The organism is Spartinivicinus marinus, from assembly GCF_026309355.1.
In the GTDB taxonomy this organism is placed as follows: Bacteria; Pseudomonadota; Gammaproteobacteria; order Pseudomonadales; family Zooshikellaceae; genus Spartinivicinus; species Spartinivicinus marinus.
The window spans coordinates 4,827,635-4,848,817 of the sequence record NZ_JAPJZK010000001.1; the positions used below are offsets into that span (position 1 = coordinate 4,827,635).

The 21,183-nt window shown below is 32.8% G+C and carries 19 protein-coding genes and 1 pseudogene; all 20 read left to right on the forward strand.

Annotation, left to right across the window (positions count from 1 at the left end):
• Nucleotide 1: 1 nt before the first annotated feature.
• The 20 genes and pseudogenes from pseI to OQE68_RS21765 all read left to right on the forward strand — a co-directional run bounded on the left by pseI (nt 2) and on the right by OQE68_RS21765 (nt 21,181).
• Nucleotides 2-1,060 carry a pseudaminic acid synthase gene (pseI, locus tag OQE68_RS21670; RefSeq protein WP_180569634.1) on the forward strand — a complete coding sequence of 353 codons (1,059 nt, stop codon included), beginning with the start codon at nt 2-4 and terminating at the stop codon, nt 1,058-1,060.
• Nucleotides 1,057-2,298: a hypothetical protein gene (locus OQE68_RS21675; RefSeq protein WP_180569635.1), complete on the forward strand. Its 1,242-nt coding sequence runs from the start codon at nt 1,057-1,059 to the stop codon at nt 2,296-2,298. The genes pseI and OQE68_RS21675 overlap by 4 nt, the downstream gene beginning before the upstream one ends.
• Nucleotides 2,299-2,359: 61 nt before the next feature.
• Nucleotides 2,360-3,541, forward strand: a complete 1,182-nt coding sequence (locus OQE68_RS30955) for an O-antigen ligase family protein (protein WP_180569636.1) — start codon at nt 2,360-2,362, stop codon at nt 3,539-3,541.
• Nucleotides 3,542-4,206: 665 nt separating this feature from the next.
• Entirely contained in the window at nt 4,207-4,941 is a 735-nt protein-coding gene (locus OQE68_RS21685; RefSeq protein WP_180569637.1) for a class I SAM-dependent methyltransferase, read from the forward strand.
• A gap of 58 nt (nt 4,942-4,999) precedes the next feature.
• Nucleotides 5,000-5,857, forward strand: coding sequence for a class I SAM-dependent methyltransferase (locus OQE68_RS21690; RefSeq protein ID WP_180569638.1), 858 nt, complete (start codon nt 5,000-5,002; stop codon nt 5,855-5,857).
• Nucleotides 5,858-5,869: 12 nt separating this feature from the next.
• Nucleotides 5,870-7,210: a lipopolysaccharide biosynthesis protein gene (locus OQE68_RS21695; protein WP_180569639.1), complete on the forward strand. Its 1,341-nt coding sequence runs from the start codon at nt 5,870-5,872 to the stop codon at nt 7,208-7,210.
• Nucleotides 7,211-7,232: 22 nt separating this feature from the next.
• The gene (gene asnB, locus OQE68_RS21700) at nt 7,233-9,101 is read left to right on the forward strand and encodes an asparagine synthase (glutamine-hydrolyzing) (protein ID WP_180569640.1); all 1,869 of its coding nucleotides are present in this window, start codon (nt 7,233-7,235) and stop codon (nt 9,099-9,101) included.
• Nucleotides 9,102-9,245: 144 nt separating this feature from the next.
• On the forward strand, nt 9,246-10,412 hold the full coding sequence (locus tag OQE68_RS21705; protein ID WP_180569641.1) for a glycosyltransferase family 4 protein: 1,167 nt from the start codon (nt 9,246-9,248) through the stop codon (nt 10,410-10,412).
• Between the two features lie 186 nt (nt 10,413-10,598).
• Nucleotides 10,599-11,659 (forward strand): annotated as a pseudogene (locus tag OQE68_RS21710) (DUF6044 family protein).
• A 37-nt stretch (nt 11,660-11,696) separates the two neighbouring features.
• Nucleotides 11,697-12,614: a DUF6044 family protein gene (locus OQE68_RS21715; RefSeq protein ID WP_219340098.1), complete on the forward strand. Its 918-nt coding sequence runs from the start codon at nt 11,697-11,699 to the stop codon at nt 12,612-12,614.
• Nucleotides 12,615-12,749: 135 nt separating this feature from the next.
• A complete protein-coding gene (locus OQE68_RS21720) occupies nt 12,750-13,448 on the forward strand; it encodes a WbqC family protein (protein ID WP_219340099.1) in 699 nt (232 codons plus the stop codon).
• The gene (locus tag OQE68_RS21725; protein ID WP_180569645.1) at nt 13,448-14,386 is read left to right on the forward strand and encodes a glycosyltransferase family 2 protein; all 939 of its coding nucleotides are present in this window, start codon (nt 13,448-13,450) and stop codon (nt 14,384-14,386) included. Before OQE68_RS21720 ends, OQE68_RS21725 begins: the two co-directional genes overlap by 1 nt.
• A complete protein-coding gene (locus tag OQE68_RS21730) occupies nt 14,386-15,051 on the forward strand; it encodes an acetyltransferase (protein WP_219340100.1) in 666 nt (221 codons plus the stop codon). The genes OQE68_RS21725 and OQE68_RS21730 overlap by 1 nt, the downstream gene beginning before the upstream one ends.
• Before the next feature lie 15 nt (nt 15,052-15,066).
• Nucleotides 15,067-15,990, forward strand: a complete 924-nt coding sequence (locus OQE68_RS21735; protein ID WP_180569647.1) for a glycoside hydrolase family protein — start codon at nt 15,067-15,069, stop codon at nt 15,988-15,990.
• Nucleotides 15,991-16,021: 31 nt separating this feature from the next.
• Nucleotides 16,022-16,411, forward strand: a complete 390-nt coding sequence (locus OQE68_RS21740; RefSeq protein WP_180569648.1) for a GtrA family protein — start codon at nt 16,022-16,024, stop codon at nt 16,409-16,411.
• Nucleotides 16,408-17,277 carry a class I SAM-dependent methyltransferase gene (locus OQE68_RS21745; RefSeq protein ID WP_180569649.1) on the forward strand — a complete coding sequence of 290 codons (870 nt, stop codon included), beginning with the start codon at nt 16,408-16,410 and terminating at the stop codon, nt 17,275-17,277. The genes OQE68_RS21740 and OQE68_RS21745 overlap by 4 nt, the downstream gene beginning before the upstream one ends.
• A 2-nt stretch (nt 17,278-17,279) precedes the next feature.
• Entirely contained in the window at nt 17,280-18,443 is a 1,164-nt protein-coding gene (gene rffA / locus OQE68_RS21750; protein WP_255490951.1) for a dTDP-4-amino-4,6-dideoxygalactose transaminase, read from the forward strand.
• A gap of 223 nt (nt 18,444-18,666) precedes the next feature.
• Nucleotides 18,667-19,806: an N-acetyl sugar amidotransferase gene (locus OQE68_RS21755; protein WP_180569650.1), complete on the forward strand. Its 1,140-nt coding sequence runs from the start codon at nt 18,667-18,669 to the stop codon at nt 19,804-19,806.
• Nucleotides 19,803-20,420, forward strand: coding sequence for an imidazole glycerol phosphate synthase subunit HisH (gene hisH / locus OQE68_RS21760; protein WP_180569651.1), 618 nt, complete (start codon nt 19,803-19,805; stop codon nt 20,418-20,420). The genes OQE68_RS21755 and hisH overlap by 4 nt, the downstream gene beginning before the upstream one ends.
• Nucleotides 20,420-21,181, forward strand: coding sequence for an AglZ/HisF2 family acetamidino modification protein (locus OQE68_RS21765; RefSeq protein ID WP_180569652.1), 762 nt, complete (start codon nt 20,420-20,422; stop codon nt 21,179-21,181). Before hisH ends, OQE68_RS21765 begins: the two co-directional genes overlap by 1 nt.
• Nucleotides 21,182-21,183: the final 2 nt, after the last annotated feature.

A 21,183-nucleotide genomic window follows, 5' to 3' on the forward strand; every position in this document is an offset into this window, starting at 1 on the left:
TATGCTAAATAAACATCCATGTATTTGTATTAATAATAGAAAAATAGGAAGAGACTACTTACCTTATATAATTGCAGAGTTGTCTGCAAATCATAATGGTAAAATTGAAAATGCATTTAAAATAATCGATGCGGCTAAATACGCTGGAGCTGATGCAGTAAAACTTCAAAGTTACACAGCCGATACTATTACTTTGAATTGTAATTCAGAAGATTTTATTATTAAAGGTGGGTTATGGGCAGGTCAGAGCCTGTATGAGCTATATCAGTCAGCTCATATGCCGTGGGAGTGGCATAAACCTTTGTTTGAATATGCCAGTGAATTAGGTCTTACGATATTTAGCTCACCATTTGATTATAGTGCAGTTGATCTCCTAGAAAATTTAAATACTCCTGCATATAAAATAGCTTCCTTTGAAATAGTAGATTTACCATTAATCAGATATGTTGCTAACACAGGCAAGCCAATGATAATTTCAACAGGAATGGCAAATATCCAAGAGATAGAAGAGGCAATAAATGCTGCAAAAGAAGGTGGATGTGAAGAGCTCGCTATATTACACTGTGTTAGTGGTTATCCTGCACCTGCAAGTGACTACAACTTGACAGTTATTTCTGATTTAATTAGTCGATTTGAATTAGTTACAGGATTGTCTGATCATACGACTGCTAATGTTACTGCAATAGCTAGTATTGCTATGGGGGGGGCAATGATTGAAAAACATGTAACGCTAAATCGAAATAATGGTGGACCTGATGATAGTTTTTCAATAGAACCTGATGAGTTAGAAAGCTTATGTAGTGACACTAAGGTTGCTTGGCAGTCAATAGGAAAAGTTGATTACGGGAGAAAATCTAGCGAAATAGAAAATATGAAGTATCGACGCTCCCTTTATTTTGTGAAAGACCTTAAAGCTGGTGATGTAATTACTTCTGATGCTGTACGTAGTATAAGGCCTGGTTATGGAATGTCACCAGAAAAAATTGATTCATTACAAGGTAAATATGTTAAGAAAGATATTAAAAAAGGAACTGCTGTTTGTGAAGAAGATCTAAAATGAAAGTGGTATATTTTGATTATTGGACAGTTGGTATCCATAACTTTTTAACAATTGATGAAAAGTTAAAAAAAAATGGATGTGAAACAATGCTATTTCATATTGGATCATTTAATAACCCTGTTAAAGAGAAAGAAATAATAAATAATATTGAATGCTATGATATTAGCTTTTATAAGACAAAATTTATATATGAGGCACTGAAAACAATTAATCCTGATGTGATTATATCATTAAATACAACATATATTTTAGATAGAGCTTTAATTTTAGCATGTAGAGCTTTAGGTATTAAAAGTGTATTTATGATGCATGGTACTAGGGCTGTTGGAAAAAACCTTGATATAGCAATATCTGATGCAGAACTTACTTATGGCAAGTTAATACCAAAATTAATGAGATTAAAGAAATATGTAAAATTAACAATTCCAAATTACTTTTATTCTAAGCTTAAAAATAGAGATAGTTTTTGGGGAATTCTTGGATGTCTTAATGTTTTAATTGATACTTATAGATTTCCAGGTAGGTCATTTTATTTACCAAAAAATCCTTATGAACTTATTCATGATAGATGTCTAGTTTATTCAAATCAGTATATAGAATACTATAAGAAGCTAGGTTACAGTAGAAATAAAATTACAGTTACAGGAAATCCTAAGCAAGATCCATTGTTTCAAAAATTGATGGATAAATCATTTTGTATAGATGAACTACCATTACAAATTAAAGAGTTTATTGATAATAATCAGAAATATGCAGTATATATAGAAGAGTCATTTGTGGAATCAGATAATCTATATGGCTGGACTAATGATTTAAGAAATAAGCATTTGAATGAAATTGCTATTAAATTGAAAAAATATGGATATAACTTAGTTGTTAAACTTCATCCTTCAACTAATATTGATAATATAAATGTAAATACAAATATTATATTAGCAAAATCAGTTTTTCTTGATAATTTAGTCTATTTTTCTGATTTTGCTATATCACATATTTCATCAGCAGCAGATATTGCTATATTACTTGAAAAGCCATTATTAGTACCAACATGGGGGATATCAAAATCAATAATTGATTATTATATAAGTAATGAAGTCGCTAATCCATGGAATAATCTGGACGATGAAATAAGTCTTTCTATTAATATAGATAAAAGACGAGAATATATATTGAATAATATTACAATTACAAAACCAGTTGCTGCTGATACTATAGTTAACAATATATTAAAAATATAAAATATATGTATGCTTCTTTAATGTATAATAAGAAGAATTAGCTTGTTTGGTATAATAACTCGTGGGTCTATCAAAAAATATTCGTGAAAATTTGTGGGCAATTTTGTATTTTGTCTGTTTGGTTCCAATATCTGTTAATGGTATAAGTATTAACTATACTTTTGTTTTAATTCCTGTTATATATATTTTTTTGTATGGTAGGATATTTTATCCAGATTCTTATATATGTTTTTTTGCTGTAGTGTATCTAATTATTTTTCTGTCCTCTTTGATTGTTAATGTAAATAATATTGAGTTTTTGCATCGTAGAATAATTAGCTTTTTAATTTTTATTTCTATGTTCTCTCTTTCTTTTATAAGAATAAGTCATGAAATGGAAAGAGCTTTTGTCAAAGCCATTATTCTTATTTCAATTTTACTATCACTAATAAGTATTATAAAATTTTTTAGTGGTGGTGGTAATTCACTTTATTTTGAAGCTAAAGATATTGTAGGTAGTCAACGATATGGATTTCTATATATTATGGCATTCTGGCTAATATATATGTCAATATGTAATAATATTATTCATAAATTTGTAAAAAACTTGTTTATTGCTATAGTAGTAATAGGCGTTTTTCTTACATTTTCTAGAGCAAGTGTTGTTTCTTTAGTTTTTAGTTATATTTTATATGTTTTTTTTCTAATTATTTCTAATAAATATGATATAAACAAAACTATTGTGTATTTTTTGTACTCCATATTTGTATCTGTTTTAATAATACTAATGTTGTTTTTCTTGTTTCCTATGGTAGCAGAATTTTTTAGTTTAAGACTATTTCAATTTTTATCAAATTTTGATTCTATTGAAGAGAATATTTCTAATAGTGCTACTTCTGAAGGTACTCGTTTTGCGATTTGGAAATATACTGTAATTTATGTATTAAATTCTCCGTTTTTTGGCTCTGGCTATTTAGGTATATGGGCTATTCAAGATAATTTTGGATCTGTGCATAATCAGTATTTCGATGTTCTACTTCGGACAGGGATATTAGGGTTTTTAATATACATTTATATGCTTTTAAAAATAGGGAAAAAATTATATAGAAATAGGCAGTCTATGTTTTTCGGATATGTTGGAGTGATAGTATTTGGATTATTTCATGAGACGTTTAAAGAATCTCAAGGATTATTTATTTTATCATTTATATTGTTAATGAGTTTTAAGTGTTATGACAATATTTCATCAAATTTTGTTGATTAGTAATAGATTTTTCCATAATGGATTCAGGTATTATATTTTAATAAACGTATTATTACGTTATATCCAGAGGTAAAGAATTTTACTGTACAAACAAGAAAAAGAATGCTATCAGAATGAAAGGATAAATTACAAAGTAACTTAGCTGACTTGATCTCATACTTAAAATAGCATTCTATGGGATTTATTGTTCTAAAAGTTTATGACTAGCAGTTAAAAAATTATAATAAATAAAATATTCACTTGCATCAGCAAGTGAAATTCTTTCAAAGTAGTATAAACTTGTAAATCAGAGTACATGTAAACTCAAATTGATAAAACTACCTACTTTACTGCCAATTACTAATTAGTAACTATTTAGGCTTGTACATCATTTCGACTATATATTTGTTTGTTAAGGTATGAGTGCCTTTATGCTTTTGATGGATTATATGGAGAGTTCTTGGAGAGTGACGATATAATATCTTAATATTTGACACCATAAGAAAGTATGTTGAAGAGTTCTTTTAACACAGACTGAAATGGTGAATAAATCCAATGACTTAATGTTGTGATTATTATGACTGTCTTTCCATGATTATCAGATTGAAAACTATGCTAATCTTACTCCTAAGTATAACTGGCAATAAAAGTATAAAATAATTTTTTGAAACTATAGGCCATTAATAATGGAAAATATAAATATTCTTAAAGAGTATTATGAGAAGGATTCCGAGAGATTTTGGGATCCTCTAGAAGGAATGTGTGGTCGAGATCTTGATGTTTATCCATTATTAGAAGGTTTATCAGGCCAACTAATTGAATATGGCTGTGGTTCTGGTTCACTATTAATTGGTTTAGCTAAAGAAGAACGATTTGAAAATTGTATAGGGGTAGATATAAGTGAAAGAGCAATTGCATTTATTGACAAGGCTTGGAAAAATATTCCAAATGTGGATGTTAACAAGCTTAAACTAATGAATCCTCAATCTGACTCTCTTCCAGAAATTTCCATTGAATCAATGGATGTTATTGTTAGTGTAGCAACCATTGAACATGTTTTAGATCCTTATAAAGTACTTGACGAGTTATATCGAATAGCAAAGCCAACTGCTACTCTTATTTGTAGTGTTCCAAACTATGCATACCTTAAGCATCGTATACAACTACTTTTTGGAATTCAACCAAGAACAGGTACAGATGAACCAGTTTCAAATTGGAGAGAAGAAGGTTGGGATGGAATGCATCTACATACTTTTACAAAGTCATCATTTACTACTTTATTAAAGGACTGTGGTTGGATACCTAATAAATGGATGGGGTGTGGCACCCGCTTTAATTCAATTGGGCTTGGATATTTTAGAAGAAAATTTCCAGGGATTATGTCAGGAGAACTAATTTCAGTTTGTCGAAAACGTAGCTGATAGATAATTTATCGTTGTTTTTTTTTTTCATCTGATAACTACTTTAGTGATTTAACAAATGAATTCAGAATATACAAGCTTACCAGCTGTGATTGATCAATCAATTAAAGACGGAACCTGTCTTGTTGGTGATAATTTTAATGATGATCAACTTAAATGTTGGTTTTTACAAGAAAAGGAAGCTTTTTTTGAAGGTGATGCAGGGAATAGTGAAATAGATCCATGGTATGAATATATGCACTATGTTAACGAATGCCTAGGATTTGAACATATTATAAAAACTAAGATGAATCTAGATAGTATATTAGTGTTAGGTCCAGGTGCCGGAAAAGAAATTGAAAAGTTTTCTAAGCTATATAAAAATTGTACTTTGAATTTTTTAGAAGCATCAGAAAATTTCCAAAAAATTTTACAAAAAAGATTTCATGGTTCAAATATTATATTTCCTAAAATCACTGGTGACATTGAATTAGATGATAATACTCAAAATTTAGTTTGTGCTTTTTCTGTCCTTCATCATATACCAAATGTTAGTAAAGTTATTGAAGAGGTTGCTCGTGTTGTTAAGATTGGTGGATACTTTTTGGTAAGAGAGCCATGCTCTTCCATGGGAGATTGGCGTTATCCTCGATCAGCAACACCTAATGAGCGTGGCATAAGTCGTAATATGATGGTTAATATTACAAAGCAAACAGGATTTATATTAGATAAGAGGCCAATACCTATTATTTTTGAGCCATTAAACAAAGTTCTAAAGAAAACAATTGGTTTTAGGATGCTCCCTTACCCTATGCTTTATAAAATAGATCGTATATTTTCCTGGCTTATCTCATATAATGATCATTATTGGCGAGATAGCTGGTATAAAAAAATAGGCCCTTCTTCTTATTTTTATATATTTCGGAAAATTTTTTAATTGAGTTAAATTATGTTGTTTAGTAGGAGTTTCCGTTTATTATCCATTAACCCTATTTTTTTATATTCTGTTGCATATGGTGGAGCAGCCACATTTTTAAAAAGTTTTGGCTTTATAATTTCACTTTGGCTAGCAAAATCATTATCTGTAGAAGAGTATGCAAACTATGGGTTATATTATGCATTACAGATGGGGCTCGCTACGTTTGCTACTGCCGGGATTATTGAGTCTGTTATTGGTGTGCTTAGAGAGTATCAATCTCCTGTTGTACGTCGTAGAATATTTGGTGCAGCAAATTATATTTTTTTTTTAGTGAGTATTGTTTTTATTTTTTTGATATTTGGTGTTTGTTGGACACTTTATCAGCCTAAAAATAATACATATATTACAATTATAGTTGTGTTGCTTGCAGGCTATCTTTCAGCTTTTTATACGATGCAAGCCTCTCTTGTACGACTTGAAGAAAATCACTTCGCTTCACTGTGCTTTTCTTTCTTTGTTCCTTTAGTTGGGTTGTTTGGCAGCTTACTATTTTTCTTGCTTTTAAATACTGTGTTTTCTTTTTTTCTTGGAGCAGTTTTTGGTCTTTTTTTATCATTGATGATTCTACTTTTTTTTAGAGTTGGTTTTTATAATATTACTACTCATTTGAAAGAAATTGTTCCTATATTTTTAAGAATTATCCCATTTGTTGGTATAGCTTTTTTAGGTTGGTTAAGTGGTTATGGAAATAATTACTTTATAAGTGCACTTTTTGATGCTTCTGAAGTGGCAAAATTCACTTTTGTCTTTACCTTATCTTCGATTATACAACTTGTTGCTAGTTCACTCAATCAAGTATGGAGTCCACGTTTTTTTCGTATGGTTTTTGAACAGGAGGGGTTAGCAGTAGAAAAAAAAAATAGAAAATTTTTCCGTTTTCAAGGAATATTGATGGGTGGTACTGGAGGAATATTAATTATCATTTTTCCAGCAGTTATTGATATGCTTGGTGGAAATTTAAATGCTTATCAGGGAATGCAAGTTGAGTTGCTTATAATGTTTACAGGTTATGTTATTACTAGCCCTTTTTGGCATTGTCAGAATTATTTTCTGGTTCATGATAAGGGACGAGATTTCATGACTGTAGTATTTAACACGAGTCTTATAGGAATTATTATTTGGCTATTTTTAATGTGGGCATTGGGCTCTTTGGGAATATATCTTGGTTTCTTAGTTCAAATGTTGGTACGTAGCTTGGGTGCTGTTGTGGGTGCAAAAAAGCACTGGTCTATCCTTATTGCTTGGGAAGGTTTACTAATAGGAATACTTGTACTTGGCATAGGGCTCTTAATCTCGACAAAGTATTTGTAAATAAAATCTAGGCAAAAATTTAATGTGTGGGATATTAGGTATAGCATCAAAACTTCCTTTAGCAAACCAAGACTGGTTTTCTGAAGGGAGTATAGCTATGAGTCATCGTGGTCCGGATGATGCTGGTGAATGGTGGACAAATGATAGAAGAGTAGGACTTGCTCACCGACGCTTATCTATAATCGACTTGTCTTCTGCTGCTCATCAACCTATGAGCAATGTTATGAAAAGTCTAACTATTGTGTTTAATGGGGAGATTTATAATTATAAAGAGCTCCAATTAAAGCTTTCTTCTAAAGGTCAAATATTCAAATCAAATTCTGATACAGAAGTGATTCTTGCTGCATATAATATGTGGGGAGTTGATTGTGTTAAATATTTAATTGGAATGTTTGCATTTGCAATTTTTGATACAAAGGCTCAGTCGTTATTCTTAGCACGTGATCGAGCAGGAGAAAAGCCCCTCTTTTATCATCATGTAAAAGGTGTATTTTGCTTTGCTTCTGAGTTGAAATCTCTTATGGCTAACCGTGGGGTATCTCATCAGATAGATATGGGGTCACTTGATTGTTATTTGGCTATGGGGTTTGTGCCTGGTGAACAATGTATTCTAAAGGGTTTTAAAAAGCTCCCTCCAGCCCATGCTTTACTATTTAAGCTTAATACGGGTGAGGTAAAGGTTTGGAGTTATTGGAGGCTTCCTGAATTTAATGGTAAATCTAATTCTTCAATGGATAAAAACCTTATACTTGATGAGCTAGAGAATTTATTAGAAAGCTCGGTAGGCCAACAATTGACTGCTGATGTTCCCGTTGGGGTACTGTTGAGTGGTGGAGTGGATTCCAGCTTGATTACAGCAATGGCAGCACGAAAACTACCAAAAGTAAAAACATTCACAATTCGCTTTCCTGGGCATGGAAAACTGGATGAAACGGAGCATGCTCGTTTGATAGCAAAGTATTATAATACTGAGCATGTAGAGCTAGAAGCTAAAGCGACAACAGCTGATCTTCTGCCTAAACTGGCACGACAATTCGATGAGCCAATTATTGATTCCTCAATGATTCCTACTTACTTAGTTAGTCAGTTAGTTCGTCAACACTGTACTGTTGCACTAGGAGGGGATGGTGGTGACGAGTTATTTGGTGGTTATAGACACTATAGCCGACTGCTGTGGATGCAAAATCACTTAGGAGGGATTCCTTATAGTTTGCGCTTAATTATCTCTAACATGGCTCAGTGGTTTTTACCTGTAGGTTTCAAGGGACGCAATTGGCTACAGGGGTTAGATATGGATTTAAAGTATGAACTTCCATTGATTGCTTCTTACTATGATAAAACTACTAGGCGAAAATTACTGACTCAATTAACCAGCAGTTGGCCGCTGATAGCTGAAGAAGTAGATCAGAAACGTGTACCAAAAAATACAGATCTTCTCCAGCGAGCTACTAGAATGGATTTTGCCAATTACTTACCCGAAGATATACTGGTTAAGGTTGATCGGACTAGTATGTTAAATTCTTTAGAAGTGAGAGCTCCATTTCTTGATTATCGTTTGATAGAGTTTGCTTTCTGCCGGATACCTTCATATTTGAAAGCAACTGCTACAAGTAAAAAGCTGCTTCTTAAAGAGTTAGCTAGTAGGATTTTACCACCTGAATTTGATCAGCAGCGAAAGCAGGGATTCTCTATCCCACTGTCATCGTGGCTTAAAGCTGGCTCTTTTCGAGAACTTTTTCATGATGTACTGCTTAGCACACAAACGATTTTTGACCAAAGGATAGTTCGCAGTTTACTACGAGGTCAGGATCTTGGAAGGAATAACAGTGAACGTTTATTTGCACTTGTTTTATTTGAACTTTGGCGAAGAGAATATGCAGTTACGATATAAACAATATCAATAAATACCGATAATTCAAAGAAAGCTGCAAAAAATACTATATTTTTATAAAAACGGTAAGCATTTATTATTGCTAAATTCGTTAAAAAAATAATAAAGAATTTGTAATTTTAAAAGCAAGACACTCGTGAGCCTATGGAAAAAAAAGTTGAAAGAATCAAAAAGGAGGGAGTTGTTGTTGGTATCGATGCATCCCGCAATCGATCAGGTGGTGCTAAATCGCATTTGGTAGGAATCTTGACTCAAGATGATCCATTTAAATACGGTGTTCGGGAAGTCCATTTATGGTCATATCAGTCATTGCTGAATTTAGTACCTGATCAACCATGGTTAGTTAAACATAATCCTAAAGAACTAGAAAAGCCTTTATATCAACAGCTTTATTGGCAATGTTTTCGTCTTCCTAGTGAGATTATTAAAGCTGGGTGTGAGATCATATTGAACACTGATGCTGGTACAATATCTCGGTTTCGCCCCTCTATTACTATGAGCCGGGATATGTTGTCTTATGAACCAGGAGAGATCGAACGTTTTGGTTTTAGTAGAGCGCGACTTCGGCTGATTTTGTTACGTTATATACAAAATAACGCTTTACGACGTGCTAATGGTGCAGTCTTTCTCACTCGTTATGCATCTGAAGTTATTCAAAGGTCTTGTGGTCCTCTATCTCGTGTTGCACATATTCCACATGGTGTCAGTGAAAAATTTAAAGCTTCAAAAACCCCCAAGCTAAGAATTGTAGAGAAAAGTCAGCCAATTGAATGTTTATATATATCTAATGCCGCTTTATATAAACATCAGTGGATAGTTGTCAAAGCAATTGCTGTCCTGCGTGATCGAGGATATAACATAAGACTTACTTTAGTTGGAGGTGGTTCGGGAAAAGCTAAAAAACTATTAGACAACCAAATTGAAATTTCTGATCCTAATAACTCTTTTGTTGTACAGAGGCCTTTTGTGCCTCAAAATAAATTACCAGACTATTTGGAAAAAGCGGATATATTTATATTTGCATCAAGCTGTGAAAATATGCCAAATACACTTATTGAAGCAATGGCAATGGGTTTACCAATAGCCTGTTCGAACCGAGGCCCAATGCCTGAAGTTTTGGAAGGTGGGGGGGTATATTTTGATCCAGAAAACTCAATTTCAATTGCTAAAAAAATAGAAATGATTATTAATGACCCTGAGCTTTGTCAGCGTATTGCAAGTAAAGCAAAACAGATTTCTAATCAGTATACATGGTCTCGTTGTGCAGAAGAAACGTGGAAGTATATTGTAGAGATATACAATAGTGTATAACTATGATTTTTGTGACTCTAAACAGAATCTTCTTAATTTTTATGTAGAAAAAGTAGTTGATTTCTTAGCTTCTATAATGAACTAAATAGTTTTATCTATATCACTTTGTGTAAGCTACGATATTAGTTGTAAGAAATATTGAAATTAAATTTTTTATGTGTAGGCATTGACAATACTATATAAGCTATGAATTTCTATATAAAGCTTAATAATATTGAAATAAAGAATATTATTAAGCTATTACATGTAATAGCAATAGTTATAATATTTTCGTACTTGGCACCGCACTTCTTTCTTGGAGAAGCGATGCATCTTATGATACATGATCAGCTTGATAGTATATTTGTTGATTTAAGTATTTTGGCTAAAAGTGGAGAAATTTTTGCTTCCCCACTTGCGAAAATTGAAAATTTTGCAGATGGTTTACCTCGAGCATCTTTAGTTTCTGGTCTTTATGTACCTGTTTGGTTAAATTACTGGTTTGAACCATTTGATGCTTTTACTGTAAATCAGATATTTATTAGGTTAGTAGCATATTTGGGAATGTATCGACTACTAACACAGCATGTTACTAAAGGTCAAAGAGGGTATATAACCTCAATTTTTGCTTCATTAACTTTCTCATTACTACCGTTTTACTCTTTATTCGGATTGAGTATAGCTGGACAGCCTTTATTATTGAGTGCATTTTTCAACATAGGACAAGGGAAAGGTAGATGGCAAGACTGGTTAATATTAATTTTATTACCCTTTTATACGCTATTTACACTTAGTGGATTTTTTTATTTTGTTTTGTTTTGTGTTATTTTATTGTAGATTTTATTAAAAATAGAAAACTTAATAAAAATCTAAGCATAGCCATTTTGGTAAATTTTGTAATATCACTTTTAGTTGAATATCAATTAGTTATTGTAATGTTAGGTTTGGTGGAAGGGTTTATTTCACATCGAGTAGAATTTGAATTTAATGATATTAGTTTAATGTCAGCATATAATCAGTCTTTTAGGATTTTTATATGGGGGCAAGAGCATGCGTTGAGCCAGCAGTATATTTATATTATCCCATCAATAGGCCTTGCAGTATTTTTTATTGTCTTACAGCGTAGTTTTGTATCATATTTTACTGCTTATATAGATTATATATATGTTTTATTTGTTTTATTTGTTTTTATAGGGGCTGGCATTTATATATATATATATATATATATATATAAATATTTGGTACGAGCCTTTATATTTTTTTGGTAAAAATGTATATCCAATAAATAAACCAGCTGCTTTAATTATGCTTTATATTATTGTGCTTTTTTGTGTATGGCATTATATATATAAATATAATAGAAAAAATATATTATTAGTGTTGTATTTATTAGTAATGTGCATGTTGATATCCATATGGTATGGGTTTTGGTTGAATATATGGAGTGTTATCAGTTTCTTGTTTCCCCATTTTCCTTATTTTGACTTGTCAAGATTTTATATGCTGCAACCATTGTTGTGGTATTTAATATTAGGTGTCGTATTTTATATATTATGGAATCAAACTAACTTATTTTTCTCTATTGTAGGACGTTTATCTGCTATTACTTTATTTATTTTGCAAGTGCATCACTTGTTCAATGTATCTCATAATAATCAGGAAAGTATTACGCAAAAGCCTTCCTATGCAGAATTTTTCTCTAAGGATTTGTTCAATGATATTGATACATTTATAGACAGAAAAAAAAGTGAATATCGGGTAGTATCAATTGGTCTACATCCTTCAATAGCTGCTTTTAATGGATTTTTTACCTTAGATGGTTATAGCGCTAACTATCCACTAGAATATAAGAAAAAATTTCGTGAAATAATTGCTGGAGAACTTGTTCACAGTGAAGCTTATCGTAATTACTTTGATAACTGGGGAAGCCGCTATTACATTTTTGTTAGTGAGCTGGAGACATTTCACGGAAATGCGCTTCTTATGACAAAAAAGGTGGTTAAAAAGTATAGTGCAAGAATTAAAGATTTAAAATTTAATGTTAGGAAATTTAGCTCTATGGGCGGAGAGTATGTTTTTTCTGCTCTGGAAGTAGAAAATGCAGAGAAAATTGGATTAAATATATTGAAAAAATTTAATCATAAATATTCTTCATGGGAAATTTTTTTATATCAGGTGTCTAAAGATAATAAATATAAGCAACTTACTATGGGAGACAGTTGAAACAAAAAAATACTAACAAGTAATTTACAGAAGTTTAAATTTCATAGTATGATAGTGATATGTGTTATACTTATGTTTATATCTCTATATAAAAAATTTATTTATATGTTAATTGAGTTAATGTAGTTGCTATAGATGAATAAAAATATAAAGAAGATTGCTATACTGCAGTCTAATTATATCCCTTGGAAAGGATACTTCGACATAATTGCTGCAGTTGATGAGTTTATTATATTTGACGATATGCAGTTTACAAAAAATGATTGGCGAAATCGTAATATAATTAAGGCATCACAAGGAATTCATTGGTTAACTATTCCTGTTGGAAAAAATATTAATAGACGTATTCGAGATGTACATATAGCTAGTAGTACATGGCAGTTGAAACACTGGAAATCTTTAGAAAGTAGTTATAAAAAAGCAGCATATTTTAATGAGATTGCTGAATGGTTAAGTCCATTGTATTTGAAAAATAAATTTTCATATTTATCTCAACTTAATCGTTGTTTTATTGAATGTATTTGTGATTTTTTAAATATAAACACATACATAAGTAACTCATGGGATTACACTTTGTCTAATGGCAAAACCGAACGTTTAGTAGATCTTTGCCATCAATCAGGTGCTACAGAATATATTTCGGGACCAGCAGCTAAAGGGTATATTAATGATAGTGTTTTTCACAATCAAGGGATTAAACTAACTTGGTTTGACTACTCTAATTATCCAAGTTATCCACAGCTTTGGGGTGATTTTATTCATGAGGTTACTATTCTTGATTTGCTATTTAACTGTGGTAGGGATGCACATTTGTATATGAGGTATTCACCCTAATGAAACTATCAATTGTTGCAACTCTCTATAATTCCGAGTCATATATAGCTGAGTTCTTATTAAGAGCAAGTAATGCAGCGAAGCAACTAGTTGGAAATGATTTTGAAATTATTTTAGTGAATGATGGTTCGCCTGACAAAAGTCTTGAACTTTCCAGAGAGTTTACAAAAAATAATGAAAATCTTGTTATTGTAGACTTGTCTCGAAATTTTGGTCATCACAAAGCAATGATGACTGGGCTTGCTTACGCAAAGGGAGACAAAGTTTTTCTTATTGATAGTGACTTAGAGGAAGAACCAGAGTGGTTGCTTCTTTTTTCTAAGCAAATGAGTTTAAAAAACTGTGATGTTGTTTGCGGTATTCAAGAACATCGAAAAGGGGATCTGTTTGAAAGGTGGAGTGGAATAATTTTTTATTCTACTTTCCGGTGGCTTTCAGGATTAGATTTGCCAAAAAATTTAGTTGTTGCACGCCTTATGTCTCGTCGTTATGTTAATGCATTACTTACACATATGGAGTCTGAGTTATTTATGGCAGGCTTATGGGTTATTACTGGTTTTGACCAGCAACCATATAAAGTAGTAAAGCATAACTGTAGTGAAACAACCTATAGCTTTTATAAAAAAATATCACAGTTTATAAACTCTGTTACTGCGTTTTCAAAGAGGCCTCTTCTTGGAATTTTTATTATTGGTTGCTTTATCTTCATGATATCTGCTCTTTGGGCTGGATATTTAATAGTAAATTGGTTGTTTTGGGAGAGGCCTCCTAATGGATATACATCATTGATGGCGTCTATTTGGTTACTTGGGGGAATGGTTACAGCTTTCCTTGGAATAATAGGTATATACCTTTCAAAGGTTTACTCAGAAACAAAACAAAGGCCATATACTATTATTAGAAATATATATAAGAGTGCTGATTTTAGAGAGGGGTGATGAAAAAAATCATTATTTTTGGTGTTTCTGATGCTGCTGAACTTGCATATTATTATTTTACTAATGATTCAGATTACCAGGTCACGGCGTTTACTGTTGACTCAAAATATATTCCAGAAGGTGGTAAATTTTGTGGGCTGCCTGTAGTGGAGTTTGAGAATGTTGTAAATATCTACCCCACTGATGAGTATAATTTTTTTGTTGCAGTTGGTTATTCAAACTTAAATAAAATTAGAGAAGAGAAATACCATATTGCTAGGTCTATTGGGTATAAGCTTGTTAGTTATATAAGCTCTAAAGCTATAATACTTAATAATAACTGTATAGGAGATAATTGCTTTATACTAGAGAATAATATAATTCAACCTTTTGTGAATATAGGAAATAATATAACTTTATGGAGTGGAAATCATATTGGCCATCATACCAAGGTCGGTGATCATTGTTTTCTTGCTTCTCATATTGTGATTTCAGGTAGAGTCAATATTGGAAAATCTTGTTTTATAGGAGTTAATGCTACCCTGCGTGATAATATTTCAGTTGGTAAACAGTGTGTTATTGGAGCAGGTACACTTTTGCTTAATGATGTAGAGGAATTTGGGGTCTATAAGGGGCATGCTACACATCGATCAAAAGCTTCAAGTATGAGGATAAGTAAAATTTAGTTATAAAATTAAATTATGAAGTGGAAAAAACTAGGAAAAATATTCTGTGCAGACAAACATAGTAACTGGCTATACTCTCATGCAATGATTCCAATTGCTGAGCAAGTTGATGGGGACTTGTTTCGTATCTATTTTTCATCTCGTGATAAACATAATCGTGGACATGGTGCTTATCTTGAAGTTGATATACGAAAGCCTACAAGTGTACTTAGAGTGTATGAACAGCCAGTATTGGAGCCTGGAACACTAGGATGTTTTGATGATAGTGGTGCGTTACCTAATTCCATTGTTAATGTGAGCGGCAGAAAAATGCTGTATTACACTGGAATTAATACCGGTGTCACAGTTAAGATTCGTAATTCAATAGGACTAGCTGAGTGGAATGATTCAACACAACGCTTCGAGCGCTGTTTTGAAGGCCCTATAATTGATAGAACACGTGACTTACCTCATTTTGTGGCTACTCCAGAGGTTCATTATGATAATGGTCATTTTCGTGCTTGGTTCACGTCATGTGTAGGTTGGAAAGAAGATGCAAGTGAGCCTAAGCATTTTTACAGGCTTGAGTATGCCGAGTCGAATGATGGTATCAATTGGATTCGTAATGGGACCGTTGCAGTTGACTTTCGAGATGAGTTTGAGTATGCCTTAGGTGTACCTCGTGTAATAAAAGATGGTAATTTATATAAAATGTGGTTTTGTTCAAGAGCCACTAAAACTTGTCCAAATTATAGAATTCGTTATGCTATTTCATATGATGGTATTAAATGGGAAAGGCAAGATCATTTGGTGGGTGTTGACGTTTCAGAATATGGTTGGGATGCTGAAATGATTTGCTATCCATATATCTTTGATCATGCTGGCCTACGTTATCTACTTTATAATGGAAACAGTTATGGTAAAACCGGATTTGGAATTGCGGTGTTAATAGATGAATAGTCTTTTAGTTAATTATTAAAGCTATAGTTCAATGAAGTCAATGCTTCGATATGGAGTGGTTGGTGTATTTACTAATTTATTAGGTTACCTGACTTATTTAATACTGACTTATTGGAGCATTGATTATAAGATTTCAATGACGCTTCTATACATACTTGGCTCAATTATTGGTTTTTTCTGTAATAAAGGGTGGGCTTTTGAGTATTGTGGCTTTACCTGGCTATCGATGCTTCGCTATTATATAGCACACTTTTTGGGTTATATACTTAATCTAGGTCTGCTAATTATATTTTCTGATAAGCTTGGCTACCCCCATCAGGCAGTTCAGGCTGTAGCAATTATTATTGTTGCTGGTTTTCTTTATATGGTATTAAAACTCTTTGTGTTTCGTAAAAATAAAATTCATAAAGTGGTAGCATGAAATTTTGTGCCACATGTAGTACTCCTTATCCATCAGTATCTAAAATATGTGATAAGTGTGGAAGCATATCACAAACAAAGGATGGTTTTACATTATACGCCCCTGAATATTGCAATGATACCGCAGGTTTTAAAGAAGAATTTTATTCCGATTATGCTCAATTTGAGTCTAGTCACTTTTGGTTTCGATCTAGAAGTGAGTTAATTGTCTGGGCTCTACATAACTACTTTCCTAATTTTTCTTCACTGTTAGAAATTGGCTGTGGAACAGGGTTTGTGCTTGAGAATATTGCAAAAGCATTCCCTATGGCTTCACTTTCTGGTAGTGAAATTCTTACAGCTGGTTTAACTTCTGCTTCCAAAAGGTTACCATTTGTAGAGTTCATTCAAATGGATGCGCGGAAAATCCCTTTCATTGAAGAGTTTGATGTGATAGGAGCTTTTGATGTATTAGAGCATATTGAAGAAGATAGACAAGTGTTTACACAGATGGCTAGAGCTTTAAAGAAAAAAGGAGTATTGATAATAACTGTACCTCAACATCCATGGCTTTGGAGTAAGGTTGATGAATACTCTTGCCATGTAAGACGTTATGAAGTTAAAGAATTACATAAAAAAATTAGACAGGTAGACCTAACAATACTTTATAGTACATCTTTTATTTCAATCCTATTACCAGCTATGGTGCTTTCACGTTTGTTTGGAAATAGTTCAAGTACAAATACTAATGTAACTGCAGAGCTTAGAATTTCAAAAATGATAAACAAAATATTCTATATTTTGATGAAGCTTGAGCTGACCTTTCTAAAAATGGGGGGGAGAATTCCTATTGGTGGTTCACGTTTGATAGTGGCTAGGAAAATATAGTTATGGTTAAAAGTATGAAAAATAATTTTATTCCATTTAACTGGCCACATATGACGGGTAAGGAGTTAGATTATATTAAGGAGTCTTACCTTAAGGGACGCTTGGCGGGTGATGGACCTTATACTAAGCGCTGCCATGAGTGGCTGGAGGAGCATACAGGTTGTAATACAGCTTTATTAACGCATTCTTGTACTGCTGGCTTAGAAATGGCTGCGTTGCTACTGGATATTCAGCCTGGTGACGAGATCATAATGCCTTCTTATACTTTTGTGTCGACTGCAAATGCTTTTGTATTAAGAGGTGGTGTACCAGTTTTTGTGGATATCCGTGAAGAAACCATGAATTTGGATGAACGCTTAATAGAAGCTGCTATCACTCCTAAAACACGAGCAATTGTTCCTGTACACTATGCTGGGGTGGGGTGTGAGATGGATACAATCATGCAGATTGCGAAGAGGCATGATTTAAAAGTTGTTGAAGATGCTGCGCAAGGTATATTAGCTAGTTATAAGGGACGAGTCCTGGGCAGTATTGGTGATTTGGGAGCATACAGCTTTCATGAGACTAAGAATGTAATTTCAGGTGAAGGTGGAGCTTTACTTGTTAATGATCCTGAACTGGCCCATCGTGCTGAAATTATTCGTGAAAAGGGAACGGATCGAAGCCGTTTTTTCAGAGGAGAGGTGGAAAAATATACATGGCAAGAAGTTGGGTCATCATTTCTTCCTGGTGAGCTTATAGCCGCCTTCTTGTGGGCACAACTGGAAAATGCTCAAACTATTACGGATGGGCGGTTGGTTAGTTGGAAACATTATCATGAGCTACTGGCTTTTTTTGAAACTAGAGAATTATTAAGTCGCCCTGTTATACCTGAACATTGCCATCATAATGCACATATGTATTATGTACTATTAGCACCGCATATTGATCGGGAAAAGGTATTATTAGAACTAAAACGCAAAAAAATTAATTCACTATTTCACTACGTACCGCTTCATTCGTCACCTGCTGGAAAACGTTATGGTAGGGTACATGGAACTATGGTTGTCACTAACAGGTTGTCTGAACGCTTACTCCGATTACCACTATGGTTTGGTATAGAAGCGGAAAAGCAAAATCAAATAATAGATAGTATAGGTGGAATTTTAACGAGAGTTAAAAGATAAATACTAGTTTAGAAAATATATTTAAAATAAGCTGTATAAATTATTTGGTTTTTTATTGTTGATATATAAAGTGGGTAGGGAATAGGCTGGTTTCTTGTAGTGGTATTCTCAAATTTAATTAAATAAAATAGATTTGCCACCTTTAATTGTGATAATAGTGAGTTATTGCGGGTAACAAATAGTATTATTTTCCTTTCTTTTACAGATGACTTTGTAAATGATTATGAATAGATTGTCTATTAAAATATGTACCAACTGTGTAATGGATACTACTGACAGTAAAATAACGTTTGATGAGAAAGGAGTGTGTGATCATTGTAATACCTTTTTAAATAAAATAAAACCTAACTGGCATACTGATGAAAAAGGTGCTAACCATATTAAAACTATTGCAGAAAAAATTAAAGAGCGAGGCAAGAACAAAGATTTTGACTGTATTATTGGTATGAGTGGTGGCATTGATAGTTCATATTTAACCTATGTTGCTAAGGAAAAGTTGGGGCTACGTCCTTTAGTTTTTCACGTTGATGCAGGTTGGAATTCACAACAAGCAGTAAATAATATCGAACAACTAGTTGATAAATTGGGGTTAGATTTATATACAGAAGTTATTGATTGGGAGGAGATGAAAGATCTGCAACTGGCTTTTTTTAAATCAGGAGTGCCTCATATAGATACACCGCAAGACCATGCTTTTTTTGCTACAATGTATAAGTTTGCATCAAAATATAAAATAAAACATATTTTAACAGGCGGTAACTATTCTACTGAATGTATAAGAAATCCTTTGGAATGGATGTACTTTCAGTCAGACTCAAGACAAATTAGAGATATCCATAAAAAATATGGCTCTCATTCCCTCAAAACCTTTCCTTTAACAAATATTGTTTGGCATAAAGTTTATTTACCTTACATTAGAGGAATAAAAGTATATAGGCCTTTAGACTATTTTCCGTATAATAAAGAAACAGCAACCCAGTTTTTAGTGGAAAACTTTGGGTACCAACGGTATGCTCAAAAACACTTTGAATCAAGATTTACCAGGTTTTACGAAAGCTATTGGTTACCTGAAAAGTTTGGTTATGATACACGTAAGGTACAATACTCCAGCTTGATTCTGACAGGTCAAATGACAAGAGAAGATGCATTAGCAAAGCTAAAGCAGCTGGCCTATGATAATGAAACAATCAATGATGAGTTTGAATATGTATCAAACAAATTGAGAATTTCAGTGGACGAATTACGGTCATACTTTAATGCATCAAATAAGACTTTTAGAGATTATAAAAATCAACAATCAATCTATGATTTTGGATCAAAAGTATTACGGTCGTTAGGCATTGAAAAAGGTGGTAAAAGGTGATTGCTATTATTGATTATGGATCAGGTAATATTCAGGCAATCAAAAATATTTATAAAAGGTTGAGTATTGAGTCGGAGTTTGTATCTATTCCTGAACAACTCGAAAAAGCAAGTAGGATTATTTTAGCTGGAGTTGGTGCATTTGACGAGTCGATGCATCAACTGAGTCAATCAGGTATGCTAGATTCGCTAAATTATTTTGTTTTAGAGAAAAAAGTCCCTGTTTTGGGTATATGTGTTGGTATGCAAATAATGGCGGTGAGTAGTGAAGAAGGGCGTTTACCAGGGTTAGGATGGTTTTCAGCAAAAGTGAAAAAAATTAATAAAGAAGAACTGGTATATAAACCTAAAATACCCCATATGGGCTGGAATGTGGTTAAACCAGCAAAACCACATGCTCTATTTGAAGATATAATTGTTGATAAAGGATTTTATTTTTTACATTCATACTATTTTGAGTGCCATAATCAAGAAGATATCTTTGCATTTACCACTTATGGCAAAAAGTTTGCTTCAGCCATTCATAGGGAAAATATTTTTGGATTTCAGTTTCACCCAGAGAAGAGTCATATGAATGGCGTTAACCTATTTAAAAACTTTGCGGAGCTGGCTTGATGCTTCGGTCTAGAGTAATCCCTTGCTTGCTTATCCATAATAAAGGGTTAGTAAAAACCATTAAATTTCAAGAACCCAAGTACGTAGGTGACCCTATAAATGCTGTAAAAATTCTCAATGAAAAAGAAGTTGATGAATTGGTTGTTCTTGATATTGATGCAACCGTTAATAATGTTGAGCCTGACTATGAGCTTATTGCGCATTTGGCTGCGGAGTGCCGGATGCCTTTTTGTTATGGTGGTGGTGTTAAGACTGCTGGCCAAGCTAAAAAAATAATTCAGCTTGGCGTAGAAAAAATAGCACTTAGCAGTGCAGCTATTGATAATCCAGAAGTTTTGGAGCAAATAGGACAGGCAATTGGCTGTCAAAGTGTTGTTGTTGTCGTAGATGTTAAAAAATCACTATTCGGTGGTTATGACATCTATACACATAATGGCAAGAGAAAAGTAAAAAAAGAACTGGTGAATCTTGTTCAAGAGTTCGAAACATTAGGTATTGGTGAGTTAGTAATAAACTCAATTGATAATGATGGGGTAATGAAAGGCTATGACTTAAAGCTAGCAGATAGAGTGAGAGAATCCGTTAGCCTGCCTATTACATTTCTTGGTGGTGCTGGCAGTATAGAAGATATTGCTGGATTGGTTGATCGATTTAAGCTAATTGGGGCTGCTGCAGGCAGCCTTTTTGTATTCAAAGGTAAATACAGGGCTGTATTAATTAATTATTTATCTAAAGAAGATAAAGAAAGAATATTTTATTGAGA

Excerpts from the sequence above, each read along its gene's own strand:
- pseI (WP_180569634.1), top strand. The coding sequence starts at position 2 with ATGCTAAATAAACATCCATGTATTTGTATTAATAATAGAAAAATAGGA.
- OQE68_RS21675 (WP_180569635.1), top strand. The coding sequence starts at position 1,057 with ATGAAAGTGGTATATTTTGATTATTGGACAGTTGGTATCCATAACTTT.
- OQE68_RS21685 (WP_180569637.1), top strand. The coding sequence starts at position 4,207 with ATGGAAAATATAAATATTCTTAAAGAGTATTATGAGAAGGATTCCGAG.
- OQE68_RS21690 (WP_180569638.1), top strand. The coding sequence starts at position 5,000 with ATGAATTCAGAATATACAAGCTTACCAGCTGTGATTGATCAATCAATT.
- OQE68_RS21695 (WP_180569639.1), top strand. The coding sequence starts at position 5,870 with ATGTTGTTTAGTAGGAGTTTCCGTTTATTATCCATTAACCCTATTTTT.
- asnB (WP_180569640.1), top strand. The coding sequence starts at position 7,233 with ATGTGTGGGATATTAGGTATAGCATCAAAACTTCCTTTAGCAAACCAA.
- OQE68_RS21705 (WP_180569641.1), top strand. The coding sequence starts at position 9,246 with ATGGAAAAAAAAGTTGAAAGAATCAAAAAGGAGGGAGTTGTTGTTGGT.
- OQE68_RS21715 (WP_219340098.1), top strand. The coding sequence starts at position 11,697 with ATGCTTTATATTATTGTGCTTTTTTGTGTATGGCATTATATATATAAA.
- OQE68_RS21720 (WP_219340099.1), top strand. The coding sequence starts at position 12,750 with ATGAATAAAAATATAAAGAAGATTGCTATACTGCAGTCTAATTATATC.
- OQE68_RS21725 (WP_180569645.1), top strand. The coding sequence starts at position 13,448 with ATGAAACTATCAATTGTTGCAACTCTCTATAATTCCGAGTCATATATA.
- OQE68_RS21730 (WP_219340100.1), top strand. The coding sequence starts at position 14,386 with ATGAAAAAAATCATTATTTTTGGTGTTTCTGATGCTGCTGAACTTGCA.
- OQE68_RS21735 (WP_180569647.1), top strand. The coding sequence starts at position 15,067 with ATGAAGTGGAAAAAACTAGGAAAAATATTCTGTGCAGACAAACATAGT.
- OQE68_RS21740 (WP_180569648.1), top strand. The coding sequence starts at position 16,022 with ATGAAGTCAATGCTTCGATATGGAGTGGTTGGTGTATTTACTAATTTA.
- OQE68_RS21745 (WP_180569649.1), top strand. The coding sequence starts at position 16,408 with ATGAAATTTTGTGCCACATGTAGTACTCCTTATCCATCAGTATCTAAA.
- rffA (WP_255490951.1), top strand. The coding sequence starts at position 17,280 with ATGGTTAAAAGTATGAAAAATAATTTTATTCCATTTAACTGGCCACAT.
- OQE68_RS21755 (WP_180569650.1), top strand. The coding sequence starts at position 18,667 with ATGAATAGATTGTCTATTAAAATATGTACCAACTGTGTAATGGATACT.
- OQE68_RS21765 (WP_180569652.1), top strand. The coding sequence starts at position 20,420 with ATGCTTCGGTCTAGAGTAATCCCTTGCTTGCTTATCCATAATAAAGGG.